1 protein-coding gene and 2 pseudogenes are annotated in these 1,250 nt (G+C 67.8%); 2 read left to right on the top strand and 1 reads right to left on the bottom strand.

Translation table 11 applies throughout. The annotated features are described in order from the left end of the window. A pseudogene (locus tag ACWGIU_RS11045) lies at positions 1-287 on the top strand (tyrosine-type recombinase/integrase); the annotation flags it as partial. A 165-nt stretch (positions 288-452) separates the two neighbouring features. Beyond that, a pseudogene (locus ACWGIU_RS11040) lies at positions 453-835 on the top strand (helix-turn-helix domain-containing protein); the annotation flags it as partial. 47 nt (positions 836-882) lie between these two features. Here ACWGIU_RS11040 and ACWGIU_RS11035 read toward each other — a convergent pair. Beyond that, on the bottom strand, positions 883-1,014 hold the full coding sequence (locus ACWGIU_RS11035) for a hypothetical protein (protein ID WP_453704504.1): 132 nt from the start codon (positions 1,012-1,014) through the stop codon (positions 883-885). Positions 1,015-1,250: the final 236 nt, after the last annotated feature.

Genomic DNA, 1,250 nt, shown 5'->3' with positions numbered 1-1,250 from the left:
GGTACGGACCGAAGCACTACGACGCCACCGCGGACACCGGCGCCGGGTCAAGGGCGCCGGGAAAGAGGTTGCTCCGGAGCGGGAGATCGCGACGGTGACGCAGGTCGATGCGCCGGCCGAGGCGATCGGCATCCGATGGCGGCTGAGGGAGGGGCTTCCTCGGCGCCCACGGCCCGATGCGTCCGGAGGAGCAGGCCGAGCTGCAGCGGAAGGACGTGGACCTCGATGCCATGACCATTCGCGTACGGAAGGCCGTGCCCGAGATGAACACGGGCAAGCGGGCCCCGAAGGCCCGACCAAGTAGGCGGGTAAGCGGATCGGAGAATGCCGCCAAGCAGGCTGGAGAGGAGTTGCAGGGGCAGATCGGCGGCGGCAACTCGCAGTCGACTACTGAGGATTCCGGGTTGTCGTCGGGTGGTGACGGTTGATGATCCCTGCGGTATGCCGGTGGTATGCGTTATCCGGAGGGTGGGGGCTTGACCGCTGAGCGTCAGGCGTTTCGTGAGGGGATCCGGCTTCAGGCCGGCGTGCGGTTCACGGCGGGTGAGAAGACCGCTGCGGTCGCGAAGGACTTGCGGGTGAGTGTGCGGTCGGTGGAACGATGGCGCCGTGCCTGGCGCGAGGGCGGCATGGAGGCCCTGCGTTCCGCAGGCCCGGCCAACTCCCCGACCGTTACTGATTCCCAGTTCGCCGTGCTCGAAGCGGAATTCGGCAGGGGCCGTCAGCGCACGGCTTCGACGACGAGCGTTGGACTCTGGTCCGGGTCCAGACGGTGATCCGCCGACGGCTTCGGGTGAGCCTGTCGGTGGCGACGGTGTGGCGGCTGCTGAAACGGCCCTGTTCTCCCGAAGCTACGGCGAAGTGACAAGTAGCTCTCTGTAATCAGAGTGACGCTCGGTCAGGGACAGCGAGGCGATGTCCGGGGACTTCGCCGACCTGGAGGTCGGCGAAGTCGGTGTAGGCCTGTTCGAGAGCTTCGGGGTACGCCTCGCGCTTGGCGTGCTCGGCGAGCACCCGGTAGATGCTCGCGACGGAGGGGCTGTGTCCCTTGCGCTTGCCCGGGCTTGGGGAACATCGGTACAGCGGTTGGCGCCGAGAATGATCACGGGCTCGGCCGGCAGCTTGGCGACGGAGGGGAGGAGGACCCATACGAACAGGGGCTCTTGAACAGCTCGTTGGTGTCGAATCGCCGAGCGGCGGGGGGCCCTGGTGCAGCAGCCATGCGTGCCGATGGCCGGGCGGTCCAGTGC

This window comes from Streptomyces sp. NPDC054840 (assembly GCF_053611065.1).
Note: the sequence above shows the minus strand (reverse complement) of the source record. Positions and strands in the feature narration are given on the sequence as shown.